15 protein-coding genes are annotated in these 17,373 nt (G+C 61.4%); 4 read left to right on the forward strand and 11 right to left on the reverse strand.

Annotated elements, in window-relative coordinates:
- The first annotated feature begins 46 nt into the window (after positions 1–46).
- Genes EOL43_RS01885 through EOL43_RS01900 form a run of 4 tightly spaced genes read left to right on the forward strand, consistent with a single transcriptional unit; the run spans position 47 to position 4,956 of the window.
- Positions 47–1,354, forward strand: a complete 1,308-nt coding sequence (locus EOL43_RS01885) for a flagellar hook protein FlgE (protein ID WP_133485077.1) — start codon at positions 47–49, stop codon at positions 1,352–1,354.
- A 23-nt stretch (positions 1,355–1,377) separates the two neighbouring features.
- Entirely contained in the window at positions 1,378–2,835 is a 1,458-nt protein-coding gene (flgK, locus tag EOL43_RS01890; RefSeq protein ID WP_133485078.1) for a flagellar hook-associated protein FlgK, read from the forward strand.
- Positions 2,836–2,845: 10 nt separating this feature from the next.
- Positions 2,846–3,856, forward strand: coding sequence for a flagellin (locus EOL43_RS01895; protein ID WP_133485079.1), 1,011 nt, complete (start codon positions 2,846–2,848; stop codon positions 3,854–3,856).
- A complete protein-coding gene (locus tag EOL43_RS01900) occupies positions 3,853–4,956 on the forward strand; it encodes a flagellar basal body P-ring protein FlgI (protein WP_133485080.1) in 1,104 nt (367 codons plus the stop codon). Before EOL43_RS01895 ends, EOL43_RS01900 begins: the two co-directional genes overlap by 4 nt.
- Before the next feature lie 9 nt (positions 4,957–4,965).
- Here EOL43_RS01900 and EOL43_RS01905 read toward each other — a convergent pair whose 3' ends face one another.
- The 11 genes from EOL43_RS01905 to EOL43_RS01955 all read right to left on the reverse strand — a co-directional run bounded on the left by EOL43_RS01905 (position 4,966) and on the right by EOL43_RS01955 (position 17,318).
- Positions 4,966–6,093 (reverse strand): beta-ketoacyl-ACP synthase III, encoded by a 1,128-nt coding sequence (locus tag EOL43_RS01905; RefSeq protein WP_133485081.1) that lies wholly within the window; start codon positions 6,091–6,093, stop codon positions 4,966–4,968.
- A gap of 79 nt (positions 6,094–6,172) precedes the next feature.
- Positions 6,173–6,820 carry a pseudouridine synthase gene (locus EOL43_RS01910; protein ID WP_133485082.1) on the reverse strand — a complete coding sequence of 216 codons (648 nt, stop codon included), beginning with the start codon at positions 6,818–6,820 and terminating at the stop codon, positions 6,173–6,175.
- A 36-nt stretch (positions 6,821–6,856) separates the two neighbouring features.
- Complete coding sequence (gene rarD / locus EOL43_RS01915; RefSeq protein ID WP_133485083.1) at positions 6,857–7,759, reverse strand: EamA family transporter RarD; 903 nt, start codon at positions 7,757–7,759, stop codon at positions 6,857–6,859.
- A gap of 93 nt (positions 7,760–7,852) precedes the next feature.
- Positions 7,853–10,300, reverse strand: coding sequence for a GcvT family protein (locus EOL43_RS01920; RefSeq protein ID WP_133485084.1), 2,448 nt, complete (start codon positions 10,298–10,300; stop codon positions 7,853–7,855).
- An 84-nt stretch (positions 10,301–10,384) separates the two neighbouring features.
- Positions 10,385–11,353, reverse strand: a complete 969-nt coding sequence (locus tag EOL43_RS01925) for a GlxA family transcriptional regulator (RefSeq protein ID WP_133485085.1) — start codon at positions 11,351–11,353, stop codon at positions 10,385–10,387.
- A gap of 66 nt (positions 11,354–11,419) precedes the next feature.
- Entirely contained in the window at positions 11,420–13,864 is a 2,445-nt protein-coding gene (locus EOL43_RS01930) for a GcvT family protein (RefSeq protein ID WP_133485086.1), read from the reverse strand.
- Positions 13,865–13,880: 16 nt separating this feature from the next.
- Positions 13,881–14,504 (reverse strand): LysE family translocator, encoded by a 624-nt coding sequence (locus tag EOL43_RS01935; protein WP_133485087.1) that lies wholly within the window; start codon positions 14,502–14,504, stop codon positions 13,881–13,883.
- Positions 14,505–14,507: 3 nt separating this feature from the next.
- Positions 14,508–14,879, reverse strand: a complete 372-nt coding sequence (locus EOL43_RS01940; protein ID WP_133485088.1) for a GFA family protein — start codon at positions 14,877–14,879, stop codon at positions 14,508–14,510.
- Between the two features lie 10 nt (positions 14,880–14,889).
- On the reverse strand, positions 14,890–15,468 hold the full coding sequence (locus EOL43_RS01945; RefSeq protein ID WP_133485089.1) for a helix-turn-helix domain-containing protein: 579 nt from the start codon (positions 15,466–15,468) through the stop codon (positions 14,890–14,892).
- A gap of 153 nt (positions 15,469–15,621) precedes the next feature.
- Positions 15,622–16,074, reverse strand: coding sequence for a GAF domain-containing protein (locus tag EOL43_RS01950; RefSeq protein ID WP_133485561.1), 453 nt, complete (start codon positions 16,072–16,074; stop codon positions 15,622–15,624).
- 65 nt (positions 16,075–16,139) lie between these two features.
- Positions 16,140–17,318 (reverse strand): thiolase family protein, encoded by a 1,179-nt coding sequence (locus EOL43_RS01955; protein ID WP_133485090.1) that lies wholly within the window; start codon positions 17,316–17,318, stop codon positions 16,140–16,142.
- Between the last annotated feature and the right edge of the window lie 55 nt (positions 17,319–17,373).

Below are 17,373 nucleotides of genomic sequence, written 5' to 3' on the forward strand. Positions count from 1 at the left end.
TCCACTCTGTCCCGGACCAGAGGTAGATGCAGCAGAAAGGCGCACCATGACGATTTCCTCCTCACTAAGTGCCGGCGTGTCCGGGCTGAATGCGCATGCAACGAAATTGGCAACGATTTCTGACAACATCGCGAACTCTTCGACATTTGGCTACAAACGGGCCACGGCTGATTTCCAAAGCCTTGTCATCGGTGGGCATTCCGGGTCCGGCACCTATTCGGCGGGCGGCGTACGTACGACCACGCAGCGTTTGATCGACGAACATGGCCCGCTGATCTCGACCTCGAACCCGATGGACATCGCTGTCGGCGGGCGCGGCATGCTGCCCGTCACGCAAGAAGTCTATGCCGACTCAAACCCCGGCGAACGGCCGATGATGATGACCACGACAGGCTCGTTCCGCACCGATTCCGAAGGTGTTCTGAAAACCGAAACCGGACTTGTCCTATTGGGCTGGCCTGCGGACGCAGATGGCAATGTGGGTACCTATCCGCGTGACACGGGCGTGGGGCTGGAACCCGTCGTCATCAACGCCAACCAAACCGCCGGCGACCCGACCACAAACATGAAGCTAGGCGTCAACCTGCCCGCGGTCGAGACGGAAGCAGGCGCCGCGGGGACGCCGCTGCCGCTGTCGGTCGAATACTTCGGCAATCTCGGCACCTCGGAAACGCTGGATTTCACCTTTACGCCCACCGTTCCGGGCACGGGATCGTCGAACACCTGGACCATGCAAATCACCGACAGCGCCTCGGGCGGGGCGGTGATTGGGGAATACACGTTGGTCTTCGATGACAGCCGCGCCGATGGCGGCACACTCGCCTCGGTCACGGTCGTGTCCGGCGGTGCTTATGACGCCGCCGCAGGGACGTTGGACCTGACCGTTGCAGGCGGCCCGTTGTCGTTGACCATCGGCGGGATCAGTGACCCCAACGGCTTGACCCAACTGTCGGACAGCTTTGCCCCCGTGGCCATCACCAAGAACGGCTCGCCGGTGGGCAACCTGACCGCGGTGCAGATCGACGAACATGGTTTCCTGAAAGCCACCTATGACACCGGGTTCATCCGCACGATCTATCAGGTGCCGCTGGTGGACGTGTCAAACCCGAACGGCCTGACCTCGATCTCGAACCAGGCCTATCAGGTGTCACCCGAAAGCGGTTCGTTCTTCATGTGGGATGCCGGTGACGGCCCGACGGGCGAAGTCGTTGGCTTTGCGCGCGAAGGTTCGACAACCGATGTCGCGGGCGAGCTAACCAACCTGATCCAAACACAAAGGGCCTACAGCTCGAACGCGAAGGTGATCCAGACCGTCGACGAGATGCTGCAGGAAACCACCAACATCAAACGCTGATCGGGAACCAGAAGTAACCAGCCATGACCCTCAACAGCGCCCTCTACAACGCATTGACCGGCCTCAGCGCCAACGCGCGCGCGGCCCATGTCGTCTCGTCCAACGTCGCCAATGCGACTACGGAAGGGTACGGCGTGCGGTCGCTCAGCCTGTCATCGCGCACGCTGGGCGGCGCGCCGTCGGGGGTCGTGATCGAGGGCGTCACCCGCCACGTCGACGAACGTCTTCTGGGCGACCGCCGTTTGTCGGACGCAGCGCTGGGTCACGGAAGCACACGGTCGGGCTTTCTGGAAGGTTTGGAAAAAGCCATTGGAACCCCTGATCAGCCGGGATCCCTTTCGGGCCGCATGGCCCAGTTCGAGGCCGCCCTGATCGAGGCCGCTGCCCGCCCCGACAGCGAGGCAACCCTGAATGCCAGCCTGAACGCCGCCCGCAATGTTGTGTCACATCTGAAAGCCACGTCCGACCACATTCAGGACGCACGCCTGACCGCGGATCAAGCCATCGCGCAAGAGGTCGCGCAACTGAACCAAGGCCTAAAGGACGTGCAGGACCTGAACACAAAGATTCAGGCCGCAATCGTGCGCGGCGCGGACCCCTCGGGCCTGATGGACCAGCGGCAGCAGGCCATCGACGTGCTGTCATCGATCATTCCGATCAAGCAGGTTCCGCGCGATGGCGGGCAGGTTGCCCTGATCTCGAGCGGCGGAGCCATTCTGCTGGATGGGCGCGCCGCCGAACTGGGGTTCTCGCCCGTCAACACAATCGTCCCCGAGATGACGCTGGGCAGTGGTGCATTGTCCGGGCTAACCATCAACGGCCAGCCGATTGACACCACGGCAGACCGCAACGCGATCTCTGGCGGATCATTGGCGGCGCATTTTCAGGTCCGCGACGATCTGGCAGTGACCGCGCAGGAACAGCTTGATGCCTTCGCCCGTGATCTTGTTGAACGTTTTCAGGACCCGGCTTTGGATGCGACGCGCGCACCGGGGGCGCCGGGTCTGTTTACAGATGCGGGCGCGGCGTTTGATCCTGCGGATGAAGTCGCCCTCAGCAGTCGCCTGACCTTAAACGCCGCCGTGGACCCTGCGCAGGGTGGAGCCATTTGGAGACTTCGCGATGGGCTGGGGGCCGCAGTGCCGGGCAATGTCGGCAATGCCACGCTTCTCGGCCAGTTGGTCGACGCCTTGGACACCCCCAAGGTCACCGCGTCCGGAGGATTTTCCGGCGCGGCCCGATCCTCGGCTGGGTTGGCGTCTGATCTGCTTAACACGGTCGCTTCAAACCTGTCTCACAGCGAGGCTCAATTGGGATTTGATGTCGCGCAGAACAACAGCCTGCGCGAGATGGAACTGGCGCAAGGTGTCGATACGGATGCCGAAATGCAGAAGCTGATGGTCATCGAACAGGCCTTCGCCGCCAACGCCCAGGTCGTCACAGCTGCCGACGAAATGCTGCAACTTCTGTTAGGCATGTAGGGGGCGCGGGATGAGCATTTCCACTTTCGGCGACATGGCCAGCACCTTCCTAACTCGGCGACATAGCGCGCAGTTGCGCCAAGATCTGACGCGGCTCAGCACCGAGCTGTCCACTGGGCGAAAAACGGATCTGGGGGCAAACACGACGGGCGGATATGGCGCAATTGCGGGGCTGGAACACAGCCTGAAACTGATGTCGGCGCATACGCAAGCCACGAACGAGGCGCGGCTGATGGCAGACACCACGCAGGTCGCGTTAACAACCATTAATGCGCAGGCGCAGGACCTCTCAAGCGGGCTAATCGCGGCGCGCAGCGCAAATAACGTGACCTTGCTACAAACCACCGCGCTGGACGCAGAGCAGAAATTTGCCTCGATTATTTCAAAGCTGAACGCAGGCGCGGGCGGGCGATCGCTGTTCGCGGGCGCAGCCACAGACGGCCCCGCCCTTGCTGATGCCGACACGATTATCGCCGAACTGATGACCGCCATTGCGGGCGAAGTGACAGCGGTAGGCGTTTCGGCGGCAATCGATGATTGGTTCAACACGCCCGGCGGCGGGTTTGAGACGTTGGGCTATCTGGGGGCGGATGAAAGCTATGGCCCCATCCGGTTGGGCAACGGCGAAACCGCCACCCTGCCCGTCCGCGCAAATGACCCTGAGGTACGCAACCTTTTGTCCGCAATCGCCAAGACGGCCGTACTGGCAAAGGGCGCGCTTTCCGGGGATCTGGACCAACAGAAATCACTGGCCGAGATGTCATCCAACGCGCTTCTCAGCGCGGTCGATGACACCACGATGCTGCAAGCGCGGGTCGGCACGGTGGAGGCACGGATCGAAAACGCGATGGCGCACAACACCGCCGAACAACACGCGCTAGAGCTGACTTATAACGAACTCACCGCCGCGGATCCGTTCGACACAGCGGCGCGGTTGGAGGAACTCTATAGCCAGCTCGAGGCGCTCTACACCACCACCGCGCATCTCTCGAAACTCAGCTTCACGGATTACATGCGATGAAACACCTGCTTGCCTGCCTAATTGCGCTTGTAGCTTTAGCGTCCGCCGCCAATGCAAACTCGATCCGGATCAAGGATCTGGTCGAATTCGACGGGGTACGCGGCAACGACCTTGTGGGCTACGGGCTGGTTGTCGGATTGAACGGCACCGGGGACGGCATCCGCAACGCGCCCTTCACCGAAGACATTATGTCCAACATCTTGGAACGGCTGGGCGTCAACATCACGGGGGAGCAATTCCGGCCCAAAAACGTGGCGGCCGTGTTCGTCACGGCGTCGCTCCCTCCGTTTGCCCGCGCGGGGTCCCGGATCGATGTGACGGTCTCGGCGATTGGGGACGCGAAAAGCCTGTTGGGTGGCACGTTGATCATGACGCCCCTGAATGCCGCAGATGGCGAGATCTATGCCGTCGGTCAAGGCACTGTCATCGCAGGCGGCGCAACTGCCGAAGGGGATGGCGCGTCGGTGACAAAGGGTGTGCCAACCAGCGGCGTGATCCCCAGCGGCGCGCGCGTTGAACAAGAGATTGACTTTGATTTCACCAAGCTGAAATCGATCCGTCTGGCCCTGCGCACACCCGATTTCACCACCGCCGAACGGATCGAGCGAGCCATCAACGGCAAGTATGGTCGTGTGGTGTCACGCATGCTGGACAGCGGGACGGTGGTGGTCGACATCACCGCAACGCGCGCGATCTCTCCTGCACATGCGTTGGGGACCATCGAAAACATCGGGGTTGAGCCCGAGCGCCGCGCCAAGGTGGTTGTCGACCAGCGGTCCGGCACCATTGTCATGGGCGAAGATGTGCGGATCAGCCGGGTGGCGGTGTCACAGGGCAATCTGACCCTGCGCATTCAAGAGCAACCCATCGTGGTGCAGCCCAATCCGTTCTCGGACGGCGAGGCCATCGTGGTGCCCCGCACCAATGCCGCGATCGAGGAAGAGCCGGGCATCGGGCTGGCCGAGGTCAGTGGAGGGGCATCCCTGTCCGAACTCGTGGCCGGATTAAACGCATTGGGCGTAGCGCCGCGCGACATGATTGACATCTTGAAAAGCATCAAGGCCGCCGGCGCGCTTCATGCCGAATTCATCGTGCGCTAGCGCCAAGAATTACGCGCGGCGCACCACAACCGACCCGACCGAGTACCCCGCCCCAAAGGAACAGATCACACCGGTATCGCCCGGCGCCATGTCGTCCGAATACTTCGAGAACGCAATGATCGATCCAGCGGACGAGGTGTTGGCGTAGTCCTGCAGGATATTGGGCTGCTCATCGGCTTCGGGCGTGCGGCCCAGCACTTTCTTCCCGATGAAGTCATTCATGGATTTATTGGCCTGATGCAGCCAAAGCCGCTTCAGATCATCCTGTTCCACGCCGATATCCGCGATGTGTCCCAAGATGTGCTTCGACACGATCGGCAGCACCTCTTTGAACACTTTGCGCCCGTTCTGCATGAACTGCATGTCGCGCCGGTCGGGCAGGTCCGAGGTCTCTTCTCGGGTGCGGCGTAGGAAGCCGTTGTTGTTGCGAATATTGTTCGAGAATTGCGTCAGGCAGCGGGTCGACAAGATATCGAAATGATCGCCTTTGGCATCTTCCTTGCGCTCGATCAGGGTCGCGGTGGCCACGTCCCCGAAGATGAAATGGCAATCGCGGTCGCGCCATTCCAAGTGGGCCGAGCAGATCTCGGGATTGACCACAAGCGCGCGTTTGACCGACCCCGAGCGGATCATGTCAGCGGCGGCTTGAATGCCGAAGGTCGCCGAGGAACAGGCCACATTCATATCAAACGCAAAACCACCCGCGCCCAGCGCCTGTTGGATTTCAATCGCGATGGCCGGATAGGCACGTTCGTGGTTCGACGCCGCGCAGATCACCAGATCAACATCCGCCGCATCACACCCCGCCTGTACCAAAGCCTTGCGACAGGCATCCACGCCCATCTCGGTCATGATCCCCGGTTCGTCATCCGCGCGCTCGCGCAGGGACGGATGCATCACGTCGGGATCCAGAACCCCGGTTTTGTCCATGACATAGCGTTGATGAATACCCGAGGCCGACACGATGAACTCTTCCGAGGAATGGCCCATCTCGTCCACATCGCCCGCCGCGATGGCGTCGGCATGCGCCGCGTTAAACTTGTCGGCATAGGCGTTGAACGCCTTCACCAGCTCGGCGTTCGTGATGATCTGTTCGGGCGTGAAAACGCCGGTGCCGGAAATGACGGGCTGATGCATTGGGGCCTCCTTCGCAGGTCGTGCCAGTCAAACAGGAAGCGCGCCGGGCGGCAAGAGTTCCTGCCCCAAGGTCAAGCCGTCAGAACGGGCATTTCGCCTTGATGGTGATCCCTTTTCCGCCGTCTGGGTGGCGCAAACGCAGGCTTTCGGCGTGCAGCATCAGGCGCGGGGCGTCCAGCGCCGCGCCTGTGGCATAAAACGGATCGCCCAAAATGGGATGGCCGAGTTCCAGCATGTGCACGCGCAGCTGGTGGCTGCGTCCTGTCTGCGGAAACAGGCGCATCCGGGTGGCGTTGTCCTCGTATCGCAGGACTTTCCAGTCGGTCACGGCGGGTTTGCCGTTCTCGAAATCCACATGCTGCTTGGGGCGATTGGGCCAGTCGACGATCAGGGGCAGATCGACGGTACCTTCGCGTTCCTCGACCCGTCCAAAGACGCGCGCCAGATAAGTTTTCTTGGTTTGTCGTTTCTCGAACTGAAGCCCCAGATGACGCTGAGCGTGGGGCGTCAGTGCAAAGACCATCACGCCCGAGGTATCGCGGTCCAAACGGTGGACCAACAGCGCTTCTGGAAACACGGCCTGAACACGCGCAATCAGGCAGTCGGCCAGATGCTCGCCCTTCCCCGGCACCGACAACAGGCCCGAAGGCTTGTCCACGAACAGTAGCTCGTGATCGTGGTGCAGGATGACCAGCGGATCCTGAGGAGGGTTGTATTCAGACGACATGCGCGCGGGATAGCGGTTGAGACCCCACGCCGCAAGTCACCGCTTGCGCCGCATCTGCCGAAACAGCGCGGTGGTGTAGACGATCAGCGCCAGCCAGATCAGCGGGAAGGCGATCAGCTTGGCGCCTCCGAACGGTTCGCGGAAGATGAAGACGGCCACAAGGAAGATCATCGTCGGTGCGATGTATTGCAGGATGCCGATGGTCGACAGGCGCAGCAGCTTCGCGCCGTTCGCATAGACCATCAGCGGCACGGCAGTGACCAACCCGCAGCCCATCAAAAGCGCCGTGTCCCAAGCCCCGGTGAACAGATGCCCCTGCCCGGTGGCGCCCAGCCAGACGACATAGGCCAAGGCGGGGGGTGTCAGGATCAACACCTCAAGCAGGAAGCCCTGGTTGGGGCCGATCGGCAGCGACTTTTTGAAATAGGCATAAAAGCCCCATGTCAGCATCAGGCTAAGCGCGACCATGGGAAGCCGCCCTGCATCCACCGTCAGGACAATCACGGCCAGTGCCGCCAACAACACCGCCACCCATTGCGCAGGCGACAGACGCTCGCCCAGAAGCACGGCGCCCATCACGATCGAAAAGAGCGGGTTGATGTAATAGCCCAGCGCGGCCTCGACCGTCTGTTCGGCGGCAATCGCCCAGATATAGATGCCCCAGTTGACCGAAATCAGCGTGGCCGTCACCAAGGCCAGCAGCAGGCTGCGCCGGTTTGTCAGTACGGTTTTCAGATCTCGCGTCCGCCCCATGGCGATCAGCACAGCACCGGCAACGGGCACGGACCAAATGACACGATGGGCCAGCACCTCGGTTGCGGGCATGTGGGTCAAAAGCTTCAGGTAAAGCGGCAGGAACCCCCACAGCACATAGGCCGTGATCGCAAAGGCAAGCCCTTGCGGCGTATCCACATTCTCCGGTTTTGATGTCACAGCCATGTCGCGCTCCTCACCCAGCCTTTATGCAGGCCGGATGAGGAATTGGATAGCGTGAATGTCGTGACAAGATGCATCACGAAACGTGATGGGCACTTAGACCTTGGCACGCTCGCCTTTCGGGTCGTACATCGGCTTCAGAGATGCTTCGGCTTTCACGCGGGTGCCTGCCACGTCGATCTCGTAGCTCGACGCCAGAACATCCGCAGCGCTTTCACCTTTGCACGGCACATAGCCCATGCCCATCGCAGCCCCCAGATGGTGGCCGTAGGAACCCGAGCTAAGGTAGCCCACGATCTCGCCATCACGGAGGACGGGTTCGTTGTGATAGAGTAGCGGCTCGGGGTCGGTCAGTTTGAACTGGACCATGCGGTTCTCCAGCCCGCTTTCCTTTTTGGCCAGCACGGCGTCGCGGCCGATGAAGTCTGGCTTGTCGGTCTTCACCGCAAAACCAAGCCCCGCTTCCAGCACGTGATCTTCGCAGGTGATGTCATGGCCGAAGTGGCGGAAGCCTTTTTCGATCCGGCAGCTGTCCATCATGTGCATACCGCAGAGCTTCAGGCCCATGTCCTGCCCGGCGTCAAACAGCGTCTCGAACACGTGTCCGGCCATGTCAGCCGAGGCATAGATCTCCCACCCCAATTCGCCGACATAGGTTACGCGGTGGGCGCGGGCCAGGCCCATGCCGATCTCGATCTCTTGCGCGGTGCCGAAGGGGTTGGTGGCGTTGGTGAAGTCGTTGGGGCTGACTTTTTCCAAGAGTTTCCGGGCGTTCGGACCCATCACGGCCAAGACACCTTCGCCCGCGGTCACATCGGTGATCACCACACGGAAGTCGCCCACGTGGCGCTCCATCCATGTCTGGTCGGCCAGACGAGTGGCAGCGGGGGTGACGACCAGATACGCGGTCTCGGTCAGGCGGGTGACGGTCACGTCCGCCTCGATCCCGCCGCGCCGGTTCAGGAATTGGGTATAGACGATCTTGCCGTTGGGCACCGAATAGTCGCCGCCACCCACATAGTTCATGAACGCCTCGGCATCCGGGCCTTCGACGCGGATTTTGCCGAAGGAGGACATGTCGTACATGCCCACATTCTCGCGCACCGCCTTATGTTCAGCGGCGGCGTTGTTGAACCAGTTGGGGCGGCCCCAAGTGTATTCGTACTCGGCTTTTTGTCCCTCATTCGCAAACCAGTTGGCGCGTTCCCATCCGGCGAGTTCGCCAAACACAGCGCCCTGTTCCTTCAAGTGGTGATGGAAGGGCGTGCGACGTACGCCGCGTGCGGTGGCCTTTTGGCGGAACGGGAAGTGGTCGGCATAAAGCAAGCCCAGCGTCTCTTTCGAGCGCTCAAACAGGTAGTGCTTGTTGCCTTGGAACGGCTGCATCCGGCTGATGTCCACGTCACCCAGATCGAAGGGCTTGTCGCCGTCCTCCATCCATTGCGCCAGCGCCATGCCCGCGCCACCTGCCGACTGAATGCCGATCGAGTTAAAGCCCGCCGCGACCCAGACATTGTCCATCTCGGGCGCGAGGCCAAGGTGATAGGCATCGTCTGGCGTGAAGCTTTCCGGGCCGTTGAAGAAGGTGTGAATGCCTGCCTCGGCCAGCATCGGCATGCGGTTACAGGCGGCTTCAAGGATGGGTTCGAAGTGATCGAAATCTTCGGGCAGTTGGTCGAATTCGAACGTATCGGCGATGCCGGTCATGCCCCACGGTTTGGCGTTCGGTTCAAATGCGCCCAGCAGCATCTTGCCCGCGTCTTCCTTGTAATAAGCGCATTCGTCCGGCACGCGCAGCACCGGCATTTGGGTGAGGCCGGAAATGGCTTCGGTCACGATATAGAAGTGCTCGCAAGCATGAAGCGGGACGTTCACACCGGCCATACGGCCAACCTCGTGGCCCCACATGCCTGCGCAGTTCACGATCATATCGCAGGCGATGTGACCTTGTTCTTTACCGTCATCCGACGCCCAGTCCACGCCCGTCACCTTGCGCCGATCGCGCTTGATGCCGGTGACCTTCGTGCGCTCTTTCACCAATGCGCCGCGTTGACGTGCGCCTTTCGCCAAGGCCAGCGCGATGTTGGCCGGGTCGCCCTGCCCGTCTTTCGGCAACCACACACCACCGACCACACCGTCGATATTCAGATGCTCGTACCGCGACAGGGCTTCTTCGGCTGTGATCTCTTCCACATCGACGCCAAAGGCGCGGGCCATGGCAGCCTGACGAGCCAGCTCTTCCATCCGCTCAGTGGTCAACGCCACACTGATCGAGCCCACGCGCTTAAAGCCCGTGGCCACGCCCGTTTCGTCCTCAAGATCGCCATAGAGTTCCTGCGAATACTTCGCCAGCTTCGTCATATTCGCCGTGGCGCGCAGTTGAGCGATCAGTCCGGCGGCATGCCATGTGGTGCCTGATGTCAGCTGCTTGCGTTCAAGCAGCACCACATCCTTCCAGCCAAGCTTGGTCAGGTGATAGGCGACAGAGCAGCCGATAACGCCGCCACCGATGATGACAACGCGGGCTTGTGTGGGCAGGGACATGGCATCACTCCTTGATGGATTCGGGTCGAGATTTGCATGAGCCGTCACGACCAAACATCGTGTTTCCGACAAAATTGCCGGAAATCAGTTATTATAGGCGGGCAAGTTTCCGGTCTTGCGCAGCGACATGGGGGTCACGCCGAAATGGCGGCGGAAGAGCGACGAGAACCCGTTGGGAAAACCGCAGGCCAGCCCCACATCACGCACGCTCATCGCGGTTTTTAGAAGCAGTGTGTTGGCGTGATTCAGGCGCAGTTCACGGTAGTACGCGTTTGGCGTGGTGTGGAAATGCGCGCGGAAATGGCGCTCCAGCGAGCGTTCGGAGATGCCCAGCAGCGCGACCAGTTCTGAAATGCGCAGCGGTTCTTCCAGATTGGCTTGCATCAGCTCTACACATTGGTCCAGCGCGCGGTTTCCAGTCAAAGAAAGTTCTTTCCCACCAAAGGGTTGCAGGGTCGAGAACGTGCGGATCTTCTCGTGCAGCATGATATCCGCCACTGTTGCAACCGAGGCGGCGGACAGGTGGCTGCCCAAGAGCGCCAGCACAAGATCATGGGTCGATCCCATCCCGGCCGAGGTGATGATCCGCCCGTCGTCGGCGGCCAGCGCATAGGAGCCCACGCCCGGCGTGCCGCGTTCGTTCAGAACCGCGCGGTTTTCCCAATGGGTGGTGTGGCTCATCGTTTGTTCGCCGGTCTCGGCAATGTGGCGGCTTGCGGCTTCCGACAGCAGGATCACGCGGGCACCGGCCCATTGATAGGCTTTGATTTCTTTCTGCAGCGACAGCTCTTTCGCGTCCGGGTCGGAGTTGCCCAGAACAAAGACGTAATGCGCGGACGGCTTGGAGCAGAACGGATGGGTCGTCACGTCGATCCCAGCGCGGCAGCTGATCGCCCCGCCGCGACGCGACCGGTTTCGCCAGCGAAACACCTGCCGCGCGGTGACGCGGTTGGCGATGCGCAGAAGTTCAAGAATGGCAGACAATTCGGTCAAGACGAAGCCGTCTGACATCAGGATATCCACCTGAATCGGATGCTGGATCATGTCCTTCATCGTCTGTTCCTTCCCTGTTGGTGGCCCCGCGCATCTTGGCGCGCGCGGGGCAGTCTTTTCATGCGATCAGGCGCGTAGTCGCTCGTTTGCCGGATCCCACAGCGGTTGCTCTTCCTGCACCACGGCTTTGAATTTCTCGCCGTAGATTTCGACCTCAAGCTCGGTGCCGGGGGTGGCCAATTCCACGCGGACCATGCCCAGCGCGATCGACTTGTTCACGCGATGGCCCCACCCACCCGAGGTGGTTTCGCCGACGATTTCATCGCCAGACCAGATACAGGACATATAGGGCGCATCCGCGTCGCCAGCGTCGACCGTCAGAGTGACGAAGGACTTCTTCACGCCCTGCTGCATCTCGTTCTGGATCGCGGCTTTGCCCGGGAAATCCTGCGGCTTGTCCAGCTTGACGAAACGGCCAAGCCCACCTTCCAGCAGCGAGTAATCCGTCGACAGATCACCCTTCCATGCGCGATAGCCTTTTTCCAGACGCAGGCTGTTCAGCGCGTACATGCCGAACGGCTTGGCGCCACCAGCGACGATCGCGTCATAGATCGCAGGCATGTCATCGTTCAGCGCGTGGACTTCCCAGCCCAGTTCGCCAGCAAAGGACACGCGCACCAGATGCGCGGGTTTGCCTGCCACAGTGGCTGCCTGATGGGTCAGCCAACCAAGGCTCAGGTCCGCATCCGACAGACCCGCCAGCAGATCGCGCGACTTCGGTCCGGTCACGATCAGCGTGTCGCGGGTGGTGGTGACGTCTTCGACCGTGACGGTGGCCGGCATCGCACGCATCAAGATGTCGCGGTCGTGCCACTGCGCCGAGGCGGCGGTGATCATGACGAAGTCGTCCTCGCCCAGACGCATGCACGACATCTCGGTCAGGATACGACCGCGGGTGTCTGCGATGTAAACCAGATTGATGCGCCCGATCTTGGGTAGGCCACCAGTGACCAGACCGCGCAGTGTTTCAGCAGCACCTTCGCCTTTGACAAAGAAGCGCGAGAAGCCGGGTAGGTCCAGAACGCCCACGCCATCCCGCACCGCTTCGCATTCTTCTTTAATGCGTTGCTCCCACGGGCCCGAGCGGCCCCAGGTATGCGTCGCCTCTTCCGAGGTATCGTCGCCGTCTTGGGCAAACCAGTTGGCACGTTCCCAACCGTTATAGGCGCCCATCTGGCCACCAGCAGCGATCACGCGGTCATGCACCGGCGACAGTTTCTTGTCGCGGGCGGCGGGCCATTCGTGATGGGGGAAGTGCATGGCGTACTCGTTGCCGTAGACCTCCATCCCCTTCTGGTCGCAATAGTCCTGATCGGTGTAGTCGGTGTAGCGGCGCGGATCGACCGCCCACATGTCCCATTCGGTCGCACCATCGACGATCCATTCCGCCATGACCTTCCCGGCCCCGCCGCCTTGGGCGATGCCGAAGGTGAAGACACACGCCTCGAACGCGTTTTCGACACCCGGCATTGGACCCATCAGGGGCAGACCGTCCGGGGCGTAGGGGATCGGGCCGTTGATCACGCTGGACACGCCCGAAGTTTCCATCAGCGGTACACGGGCCATCGCGTCGACGACGATATCCTCGATCCGGTCCAGATCTTCCTGCCACAGCTGGAAGCTGAAATCGTCGGGCATTTTGTCGTCGCCCAGCCAGTGCGCCTTACAGTTCGGTTCGTACGGGCCAAGGTTATAGCCGTGCTTTTCCTGACGCAGATAGTACGACACGTCCACGTCGCGGATCAGGGGCAGCTTGCCGCCATGTTCCTTGGACCACGCTTCGATTTCGGGGATCTGTTCGGTCAGCAGATACTGGTGCTCCATCACCATCATCGGCACGGTGCGGCCGCCGTAAGGCTTGAACATCTCGCCGACACGCTGGGCGTAGTACCCGGCGGCGTTGACTACATAGTCACATTCGATGTCGCCCTTTTCAGTGTGAACGATCCATGTCTTGTCTTCTTTCTGGGTGACACCGGTCGCGGGGGTGAAGCGCAGGATCTTCTGCCCCATATCGCGCGCGCCTTTGGCCAGCGCTTGTGTGACCTGAGCCGGGTCGATATCTCCATCCGACGGATCCCACAGCACGCCCATCAGGTCATGCGTTTCAAGGAAAGGGTAACGTTCCTTCGCCTGTTCGGGCGTCCAGATCTCCATCCCGATGCCCTGATAACGGCCCATCGAGCACGCGCGTTCAAACTCCTGCATCCGTTCTTTTGTGTGTGCCAGCCGGATCGACCCGGTCTGGTGATAGTTCATCGGATAGTCGACCTCTTCGCCCAGACGCGAATACAGCTCGGTGGAATAGCGCTGCATGTTCATGATCGCCCAGCTGGTCGAGAACGTCGGCACGTTGCCCGCCGCGTGCCAGGTGGACCCTGCCGTCAGCTCGTTCTTTTCAAGCAGAACGCAGTCAGTCCAGCCTTTCAGGCCAAGATGATACAGCGTCGAGGCGCCGACAACACCGCCGCCGATGATGACGACGCGTGCTTTGGTGGGGAAGTCGGACATTTGGGTCTCCTGTTGGTCAATTCCATGCCAGCCGTGCGGCGAGTGCTCCGAAAATCACGGCGGACAGTTTGTTCATGGTGTGAGTGGATTTGCGGACCTTGTCGGCGGCCAAACCGGCGAAGATGCCGATCAGCCCGTCGGCAATGAAGCCGCCAATAGCGAAGATGATGCCAAGGATCAGGATCTGCTGCCATTCCGGGCCAATCGCGGGGTCCACGAATTGCGGCAGGAAGGCGAGGATGAACAGGATCACTTTGGGGTTCAGAAGGTTGGTGACAAGGCCCCGGCGGAAGGCGCGCCACAGATCAGCCCGACCTTTGCGCGTGTCAGGGGCGCCCGAGGATCGCCAGCTATGCCACGCAAGCCACGCCAGATAGGCCGCGCCCGCATAGCGGATCACATCAAGCGCGATGGGCGATGCCGCGATCAACAGCGCCAGCCCGGCGGCGGCCAAAATGACCTGACAGGCCACGCCCAAGATCACGCCCGCGGTGGCGGACAGCCCCGCTTTCGGTCCGCCTGCAATACCGCTGGCGATCACGAACATCATGTCCGCGCCGGGTGTTAGGTAGAGCAGGATCGAGGCTCCGATAAAGGTGGCAATGACCCACGGGTCCATCAGGAAAAGCGTCTCTAACATAGCTTAATCCCTCTGCGGCAGGCCGTCGGCGATCTGGTAGTAATCGCCTTTGTCCGCCGTGAAGATATGCTTTTCCAACGACAGCCCGGTGGGGCCATCGACCGCGCCCAGTGCGAAGCTGATCATGTCCTCGTCATGGGCTTTCCAGAACAGGAAGGACCCGCAGGTCGGGCACGATCCACGTTTCGCCGAGTCGCTGGCCGCGTACCACGACACGTCGCCTGTGATGGTTAGGTCCGCCTCCGGCACGAAGGCCGAGGACCAGATGCCACCCGATTGCTTGCGGCATTGGCTGCAATGGCACATCGAGGCACCTTCCGGCGTCGCGTCGGTCGAAAACGTGATGGCGCCGCACAGGCAGCTTCCCTTGATCATCGTCGCCCCCTTAATAGACCGGCGGCGCGATCACCCAGATCGCAACGGCCGGTTCGTCATAGGGATTCGCCCAGTCATAGGCCTCGTGCTTGATGCGGAAACTGTCGCCCGCCTGCACGGTGAAGCTGCGCCCGCCAATGGTCAGGTCCAGCTTTCCGGACACCATATAGCCGACCTCTTGCGTGGGGCGGCTGGCGGGGGTTTGCATCTTGGAATGCGGCGCGAAGGTGGAATGCACCATCTCGAAATCATCGGTCAGGTCGGGGGACAGAAGTTCTTCCCGCAAGCCTTCATGGCTGGCGCCCATCGGGCGGCGATTGCCCGCCCGGACGATCCGTCCCTGCTCGCCCGCAGGCGAGGATTTATGCGCGAACAGCAGTGACATGGGCACGCCGAGCGCTTCGCCAATCGCGCGCAGATCAGAAATCGAGGGGTCGGACTTGTCGCGCTCAACTTGGCTAAGCCACCCAATGGAACGGCCCAAGGCGTCGGCCAGATCAGCGATCGTCATGCCACGCGATTTGCGTAAGGCCCGCAGGTCAGCCCCCAGACTGGTCCGGTGCAGGTGCTGTGGATCGCTGTGTAGCATGTGACCTCCGCATGAATGTTATCGTGAAATTTTCACCATTTTTTTCATACTGGGGCGCAAAAGTGATTCGTGGCAAGTCTGATTACGACGAGAAAATGTCGTGTTCAGGCCGCCAAACGGCTTGAATTGACAGAGATTCAGCGGGCGATGGGATCAGCCCGCGAAGGTATCCGACAGGATTTTCGCAAGCGCATCAGCGTCTTCCTGCGTGAACGCGGCGGGTTGATCGCTGTCGATGTCCAGCACCGCAATCAACGCGCCATCAGCGTTCCAGACCGGCAAAACAATTTCAGACCGGGTCGAGGACGCGCAGGCGATGTGGCCGGGGAAGGCGTCCACATCCTCGACCAACTGCACCTCGCCCGTGCGTGCCGCCGCGCCACACACACCGCGCGCGAACGGGATTTGCAGACAGCCATGCCCGCCCTGATACGGCCCAATCTTCAGCATCTCGGGTTCCGTCACGCGGTAGAAACCGGTCCAGTCGAACCGATCATCGGCATGGTGCAGCTCGCAGGTGACGGTGGCCATCAGGGCGACCTCGTCCGTCTCGCCTTCGGTGAGCGAGGCAATGATCTGGGCGGTTTCGGCGTAGTTGATCTTCATCATGTCTTCCAAATGAAAAGGGCGCGGAAAACCCCGCGCCCTTGCTGTGCAGGTCTCAAGTGACCTTACACGCGTTCGATCGCGATGGCAGTGCCTTCGCCACCGCCGATGCAGATCGCGGCCACACCGCGTTTCAGACCACGCTTCTCCAGCGCGTTCAAGAGCGTCACCATAATGCGCGTGCCCGAGGCGCCGATCGGGTGACCCAGCGCGCAGGCGCCGCCGTTCACATTCACGATGTCGCGCGACAGGCCCATTTCATGCATGAAGGCCATGGGCACGACGGCGAAGGCCTCGTTCACTTCCCACAGATCCACGTCATCTTTGGTCCAGCCCAAGCGATCCAGCAGCTTTTGCGCGGCAGGCACGGGGGCGGTTGTGAACAGGTTGGGTTCCTGCGCGTGGCTGGCATGACCCATGATGCGCGCACGGATCTTCAAGCCGGCCGCGTTGGCCGCGTCTTCCGAGGCAACCACCAGAGCTGCCGCGCCATCCGAAATGGACGAGCTGTTGGCCGGCGTCACGGTGCCATCTTTGCGGAAGGCAGGCTTCAGGGTCGGGATCTTGTCGGGGCGTGCGTTGCCCGGCTGTTCATCTTCGCCAACGACCACATCGCCCTTGCGGGTCTTGATGGTGACAGCGGCAATCTCACCTTCAAACGCGCCGGATTTCTGTGCTTCCAGCGAGTTCGACAGCGACTTCAGCGCGTACTCGTCCTGCGCTTCGCGGGTGAACTGGAAGCTCTCGGCGCAATCCTCGGCAAAGGTGCCCATCAGGCGGCCCTTGTCATAGGCATCTTCCAGACCGTCCAGGAACATGTGGTCCACGACCGCGCCGTGGCCGATCCGCGCACCGCCACGCATTTTCGGCAGGATATAGGGGGCCTCGGTCATGCTCTCCATGCCGCCAGCAACCATAATGTCGGTGCCGCCCAGCGCGACCTGATCATACGCGATCATCGCGGTCTTCATGCCCGAGCCACACATCTTGTTCAGCGTGGTGGCGGGAACCTCTTTGCCCAGACCGGCAGCAAAGCCCGCCTGACGCGCCGGAGCCTGACCCTGACCGGCGGGCAGAACGCAGCCCATCAGAAGCTCTTCAATCTGGCTGGCCTCGGCGCCTGCATCTTCCAGTGCGGCCTTGATCGCTGCGCCGCCCAGCTCGGAAGCTGTCACACCCGAAAATGCGCCCTGAAATCCGCCCATGGGGGTGCGCGCCGCCCCTGCGATAACCACGTTTTTCATCTTAGCCTCCAACCTGTGCTTTTCCCGTACTCGCTTACCGAATGGTAAGGATCGC

The organism is Aliiroseovarius marinus (assembly GCF_004360145.1).
GTDB classification, from domain to species: Bacteria; Pseudomonadota; Alphaproteobacteria; order Rhodobacterales; family Rhodobacteraceae; genus Aliiroseovarius; species Aliiroseovarius marinus.

Bases quoted from the DNA above. Each gene is read 5' to 3' on its own strand.
- EOL43_RS01885 (WP_133485077.1), top strand. From the start codon at position 47: ATGACGATTTCCTCCTCACTAAGTGCCGGCGTGTCCGGGCTGAATGCG.
- flgK (WP_133485078.1), top strand. From the start codon at position 1,378: ATGACCCTCAACAGCGCCCTCTACAACGCATTGACCGGCCTCAGCGCC.
- EOL43_RS01895 (WP_133485079.1), top strand. From the start codon at position 2,846: ATGAGCATTTCCACTTTCGGCGACATGGCCAGCACCTTCCTAACTCGG.
- EOL43_RS01900 (WP_133485080.1), top strand. From the start codon at position 3,853: ATGAAACACCTGCTTGCCTGCCTAATTGCGCTTGTAGCTTTAGCGTCC.
- EOL43_RS01905 (WP_133485081.1), bottom strand. From the start codon at position 6,093: ATGCATCAGCCCGTCATTTCCGGCACCGGCGTTTTCACGCCCGAACAG.
- EOL43_RS01910 (WP_133485082.1), bottom strand. From the start codon at position 6,820: ATGTCGTCTGAATACAACCCTCCTCAGGATCCGCTGGTCATCCTGCAC.
- rarD (WP_133485083.1), bottom strand. From the start codon at position 7,759: ATGGCTGTGACATCAAAACCGGAGAATGTGGATACGCCGCAAGGGCTT.
- EOL43_RS01920 (WP_133485084.1), bottom strand. From the start codon at position 10,300: ATGTCCCTGCCCACACAAGCCCGCGTTGTCATCATCGGTGGCGGCGTT.
- EOL43_RS01925 (WP_133485085.1), bottom strand. From the start codon at position 11,353: ATGAAGGACATGATCCAGCATCCGATTCAGGTGGATATCCTGATGTCA.
- EOL43_RS01930 (WP_133485086.1), bottom strand. From the start codon at position 13,864: ATGTCCGACTTCCCCACCAAAGCACGCGTCGTCATCATCGGCGGCGGT.
- EOL43_RS01935 (WP_133485087.1), bottom strand. From the start codon at position 14,504: ATGTTAGAGACGCTTTTCCTGATGGACCCGTGGGTCATTGCCACCTTT.
- EOL43_RS01940 (WP_133485088.1), bottom strand. From the start codon at position 14,879: ATGATCAAGGGAAGCTGCCTGTGCGGCGCCATCACGTTTTCGACCGAC.
- EOL43_RS01945 (WP_133485089.1), bottom strand. From the start codon at position 15,468: ATGCTACACAGCGATCCACAGCACCTGCACCGGACCAGTCTGGGGGCT.
- EOL43_RS01950 (WP_133485561.1), bottom strand. From the start codon at position 16,074: ATGAAGATCAACTACGCCGAAACCGCCCAGATCATTGCCTCGCTCACC.
- EOL43_RS01955 (WP_133485090.1), bottom strand. From the start codon at position 17,318: ATGAAAAACGTGGTTATCGCAGGGGCGGCGCGCACCCCCATGGGCGGA.